Source organism: Streptomyces sp. NPDC055140 (assembly GCF_053607285.1).
The window spans coordinates 1-4,819 of the sequence record NZ_JBSGTG010000107.1 but is presented as its reverse complement, the minus strand read 5'-3'; the positions used below and the strand labels follow the sequence as shown (position 1 = coordinate 4,819).

Annotated in this window: 4 protein-coding genes and 3 pseudogenes; 3 read left to right on the top strand and 4 right to left on the bottom strand. The window is 68.9% G+C overall.

What is annotated here, in order from left to right:
- Positions 1-158, top strand: a pseudogene (locus ACWFR4_RS47660) (serine hydroxymethyltransferase); the annotation flags it as partial.
- Between the two features lie 78 nt (positions 159-236).
- Here ACWFR4_RS47660 and ACWFR4_RS47655 read toward each other — a convergent pair.
- Positions 237-413: a hypothetical protein gene (locus ACWFR4_RS47655; RefSeq protein ID WP_453658099.1), complete on the bottom strand. Its 177-nt coding sequence runs from the start codon at positions 411-413 to the stop codon at positions 237-239.
- A gap of 243 nt (positions 414-656) precedes the next feature.
- A pseudogene (locus ACWFR4_RS47650) lies at positions 657-1,486 on the bottom strand (IS5 family transposase).
- Between the two features lie 183 nt (positions 1,487-1,669).
- On the opposite strand from ACWFR4_RS47650, the pseudogene ACWFR4_RS47645 reads away from it, so the two are divergent.
- Positions 1,670-1,951 (top strand): annotated as a pseudogene (locus ACWFR4_RS47645) (transposase); the annotation flags it as partial.
- Positions 1,952-1,980: 29 nt separating this feature from the next.
- Here ACWFR4_RS47645 and ACWFR4_RS47640 read toward each other — a convergent pair.
- Both ACWFR4_RS47640 and ACWFR4_RS47635 read right to left on the bottom strand, forming a co-directional pair.
- Positions 1,981-2,670 carry a response regulator gene (locus ACWFR4_RS47640; RefSeq protein WP_453658097.1) on the bottom strand — a complete coding sequence of 230 codons (690 nt, stop codon included), beginning with the start codon at positions 2,668-2,670 and terminating at the stop codon, positions 1,981-1,983.
- Positions 2,667-4,358, bottom strand: coding sequence for an ATP-binding protein (locus tag ACWFR4_RS47635; RefSeq protein WP_453658095.1), 1,692 nt, complete (start codon positions 4,356-4,358; stop codon positions 2,667-2,669). The genes ACWFR4_RS47640 and ACWFR4_RS47635 overlap by 4 nt, the downstream gene beginning before the upstream one ends.
- A gap of 236 nt (positions 4,359-4,594) precedes the next feature.
- Between ACWFR4_RS47635 and ACWFR4_RS47630 the strand changes: the two genes are divergently transcribed.
- On the top strand, positions 4,595-4,819 hold a 225-nt coding region (locus tag ACWFR4_RS47630; protein ID WP_453658093.1), incomplete at its 3' end, for an ATP-binding cassette domain-containing protein.

Here is a 4,819-nt window from a genome sequence, read left to right as displayed (position 1 = left end):
AGTACGCCGAGGGCTATCCGGGCCGCCGCTACTACGGCGGCTGCGAGCATGTCGACGAAGTAGAGACTCTCGCGATCGAGCGCGCAAGGGCGCTCTTCGGTGCCGAGCACGCCAATGTCCAGCCGCACGCCGGGTCAGAGGCCAGCGCGGCCGTCCTCAGAGGGCGGTATGAGACCTGATGCCCGATTCTTCGTTTCGTGTGGGGCGATCGGGCAGGTCGTGACGAAGTCGGTCGACTACGGCCGGGGCTGGGAGAACAAGCCCTGCTCGGTCTCGGTCAGGATTCCGCGGTCGGCCAGTCGCTTGAGCTTCAGGCGGACGTTGTTGATGTTGTTGGGCGCGACCGCCAGGTCCATCGCCTCGCACACCTGCCGCGCCCGCAGCGGATGGTCGGCCGCGGCGAACACCGCCATGATTTGCTGGTAGGCCGGATGATCCGGCAGCTTCGGTGCCCGGCGGCGCGGGCGGTTGCGGGTCGGGCAGCTCCAGCAGTGTCTTGCGAGTGATCCGAACTTCCTCGACGGCCCGGCCGAGTTCGTCGAGGTGTGCGGTCAGCTGCGTGATCTGTTCCCGCGCCTCCTGGGCTTGCGCGGTGATCTCTCGTTCCCGCTCCTCCAGCCGCGCCAGCACTGCGCCGAGCGTCAGCTCCCCGCCGGTCATGCGGTGCGCCAAGCCGGCACGGCCGCCCCGGTCAACCGGCGCACTATCACCGGGGTCATCGCCCAGTACACCCGCGACTCCGAACTGCGGGGCAGATGCTCGTAATCGCGCACCAGCCTGCGGTGCAGCATCAAGATTCCATAGGCGCGCTCCACGACCCACCGCTTGGCCTGAGGAACGAACCTGGTCTGCGCGGGGTTGCGCTCCACGACCTCCACCTCGATGCCTACCTTCTCCCCGTGCGCGACGACGGCGTTCTGGAAGCCCTGATCGACCAGGGCTTTCTCCACGGCGTCGGTGTCGGCGGCGACCTTGTCCAGCAGCGCGATGCCGACGGCGTTCTCGTGCGCCGACGCCGCCATCACGACCACCGCGATCACCAACCCCAGAACGTCAACGGCCAGGCCGCGCTTGCGGCCCGGTACTTTTTTGCCGGATCGCGCCCCGTCGACTCAGCGGGCACTCCGGCCGCCGCGTGCACGCTCTGGGTATCGAGCACCACCAGGCTCGGATCCGCCTTCCGGCGTGCCATCTCCCGCACCTGCCAGCGCAGCAGGTCGTGAGTGGTCTGGTCGGTGCCGTCGTCGCGCCAGGTGTAGAAGTAGTACTTCACCGCGCCGGGTGGCGGAAAGTCGTGCGGAAGCAGGTCCCACTGGCAGCCGGTCCGGCCCTGGTAGAGCAGCGCGTTGACGATCTCCCGCATCTCGTACCGGCCTTGATGGCCGCTGACCGAGGGATGCGCGGCCTTCCACGCGGCGATCACCGGCTCGACCAGCGCCCACTGCTCGTCGCTCACGTCGGTCTTGTAGGGCTTGCGCTCGCTCACGGTGCCCAGCCCAACATGCCCATGGCCGCCGACCGGCCGGGATGCCGCATCGCCACACATTCAGGTGACGACAAAACTCCTATGTACTCACATACCGCCCTCTCAAAGCGCGGCATACAGCAAGACATCTCGCTCGACCCCTGCCCAGAGCTGATTCAACTCCCAGCCCTCAACGCCTATTAGGCATACACGTCCCGGAACAATCGGCGCTACCTGCGACGGCGCGGAATCAGGCACACCATCCCTGAACGCCTCGACCAGCAAAGACACCGGCGGAATCGAGGTTCGCGAGGCGGCCGGCCCACCGGGTTCGACAGCGAGCGCTACAAGAAACGCAACACGGTCGAACGCGCCATCAACCGGCTGAAGGGCTTCCGGTCAGTCGTCACCCGCTACGAGAAACGCGCCTACATCTATCTTGGCACCGTCACCCTCGCCGCCCTCATCATCTGGCTCCGCACATGATCCGAGAAACAGTGCCTAGGAGATCTGGGTCAGGACACGGTCCGATAGCGGTGCTCGGGGCGTCCGGTCGCGCCGTAGCGGAGTTCCAGCCGGACCACGCCCTCCCGTACGAGGTAGGAGAGGTACCGCTGGGCCGTGGCGCGGGAGACGCCGGTGAGTTCGGCGGCCTCGGCCGCCGACAGGTCGCGTCGGGCCGTGCGGACCGCTTGGTGGACCAGAGCGAGGGTCGGCGCGGAGTGGCCCTTGGCCGGGATCGCAGGGAGACGGGTGGGCCGGGCGACGCTGAACAGGGCGTCCACGTCGGCCTGGTCGGTCTCCGCCTCCGGGCCCAGGGCGTCCACCTTGTGCTGGAGTTCGCGGTAGGCGGTGAGCCGCTCGGCAAGGGCGGCGGCGCCGAAGGGCTTGACGAGGTATCCCACCGCTCCGAGTTTCATCGCGGTCCGTACCGAGGTGATGTCCCGGTCCGCAGTGATCATGATGGCGTCGGGCCGGGTGCCTCCCTCGTCCCTGGTCAGCCGCCGCAGCACGTCTAGGCCGCTCCCGTCGGGCAGGAAGATGTCGAGCAGCAGCAGCTCCGGCTGAAGTCTGCGTACGGCGTCGAGCGCCTCGGCCACGTTCGCCGCCTGGCCGACGACCTCGAAGCCCTCGACTCCGGCCACGAAGGAACAGTGGAGTCCGCTGACTCGGAAGTCGTCGTCCACCACCAGGATCCCGATCACCAGTTTTCGCCTCCGTCGGCTGCGGCCATGGCGCCGGTCGGCACGGGAAGGCTCGTCGTGAACAGGGTGCCCTGCGGGGTGGGGGCGGTGTCCGGCACGGGCAGCGTCACGGTGAAGACCGCGCCGGGCCCTTCACTGACCGTAATGGTTCCACTGTGCCGCTGCACAAGGCGGTGGACAAGTGCCAGCCCCAGGCCACGGCGGGCGGTGCCGCGGTCCGGCTGGGTCGACCAGCCGTCCTCGAAGATCGACTCGCGCGCGCCCCGCGGGATCCCCGGACCGGAGTCGGCCACCGTCACCGTCACCTCCGTGGCGGCCTCGACCACGGAGAGTCGCACCTCGCGGCGGCCCGTCGGGGCCGGTCCGCCGACCGCCGCGTCGACCGCGTTCTCCAGCAGGTTGCCGACGATGGTCAGCAGTCTGTGTAGATGCGGCGGCTGCTCGTCGAGCGTGGAGTCGTCACCGAGCACGATCTGCACCCCGCGCTCCGCGGCGACCGTCGTCTTCGCCACGACGAGCCCCACCATCAGCGCGTTGCCGATCCGCTCGCGTACGGACTCGGCCAGCGCCTGATCCGCGCCGGCCAGTTCGACCGCGTACTCGTACGCGGACTCGTACTCGCCGACCTCCAGCAGCCCGGCCAGGATGTGCATCCGGTTGGTGAACTCGTGCTGCTGGGCCCGCAGCGCGTCGGTCAGCCCGCGCACCGAGTCCAACTCCCGGAGGAGCCCGACCAGTTCGGTGCGATCGCGGACGGTGACCACCGCACCCAGCGCGCGGCCGCGCAACGTCACCGGCATCCGGTTGACGGCCAGGCAATGGTCGTCGGTGAGGACCGCGATGTCCGCCCCGGTGAGCGTGCCGTCCAGCGCCCTGAGCAGCCGCCCGTCGGGCAGGATCTCGTCCAGTCGCCTGCCCAGTGCCGTGCCCAGACCGAGCAGGTGGCGTGCCTCGTCGTTGACGACGGTGACCCGGCCCTCGGGGTCGAAGGCGACCACGCCCTCCCGGATGCCGTGGAGCATCGCCTCCCGGTCCTGCAGCAGACCGGCGATCTCCTCCAGTTCCAGCCCGAAGGTCGTCCGCTTCAGGCGTCTGGCCAGCAAGAACGCGGCCGCCGAGCCGAGCGCGGTGGCGATCGCGGCATACAGGCCGAAGGTGGGCAGCTCCCGCCACAGCTCGCCGAGTACGTCGCGTTCCGGGATGCCGGCCGACACTTCGCCGACCAGCGTGCCCGTGGGTCCGTACAGCGGAGCCTTGCCGTTGGCGGACCGCCCGGTCGCGCCCTGGTCGGAGCCGACATGAGGTTGGCCGTCCGACACCACGATCGGATCGCCCACCGGCTCGCCGATCAGCGCCGGGCTGGGGTGCGAGTGGCGGACGCCGTGCAGGTCGATCACGACCACGTACGACGCCCCCGACGCCTTCCGGATCCGTTCGGCGACGCTCTGCACGATGTCGCCGCCACCGCCGGACTCCATGGCCTGCTGGATCTGCGGCTCGGCGGCCGTGGTCTGCGCGATGGCCAGCGCCCGCTGCTCGTAGGACCGGTCGATCTCGGCCCGCTGGGCGAACGCGAACAGTACGAAGCCGATGGCTCCGGTGAGAGCCAGGATGACCAGCTGGTTGGCCAGGATCCGCGCGGAGAGCCTCCCCTTCCCGCCGCGGCCGATCCGGATTCGGATAGGCATCACAGGTGCCTTCGCCCTTGTCTTGCAGCCGGGCCCAGCCCCTTCGCCGTAACCCGTGGTGGCGTGAGTCTGCCCCACCAGGGACATTCTGCCCACCCCCGGTCCGCTGAGCAGAACGAGCAGAACCCCGGGTAACACGGCTAACGCGAGATACGTCTGAAACAGCGACGTAATCCGGGGCGGCCTCTAGCGTCTGCCTTCCTCCACCCCCGAGGTTAGGAAGGAGACGGCCTCAGATGGCTTCGCGAAACGATGTCGCGTCGAGCCCGGTCGCCGGGAAAAGCGGCCAGGACAGCGCACGAGTCGAGATTTCCGGGCTCACCAAACGATTTCTGACTCCTGCGGGTGAGGTGTTCACGGCACTGCAGGACGTTTCTTTCACCGTGGAGCCGGGCCAGTTCTGCGCGGTGGTGGGCCCGACGGGCTGCGGCAAGTCGACGACCCTGAGCATGGTCTCCGGG

Bases quoted from the DNA above. Each gene is read 5' to 3' on its own strand.
- ACWFR4_RS47655 (WP_453658099.1), bottom strand. From the start codon at position 413: ATGGCGGTGTTCGCCGCGGCCGACCATCCGCTGCGGGCGCGGCAGGTG.
- ACWFR4_RS47635 (WP_453658095.1), bottom strand. From the start codon at position 4,358: ATGCCTATCCGAATCCGGATCGGCCGCGGCGGGAAGGGGAGGCTCTCC.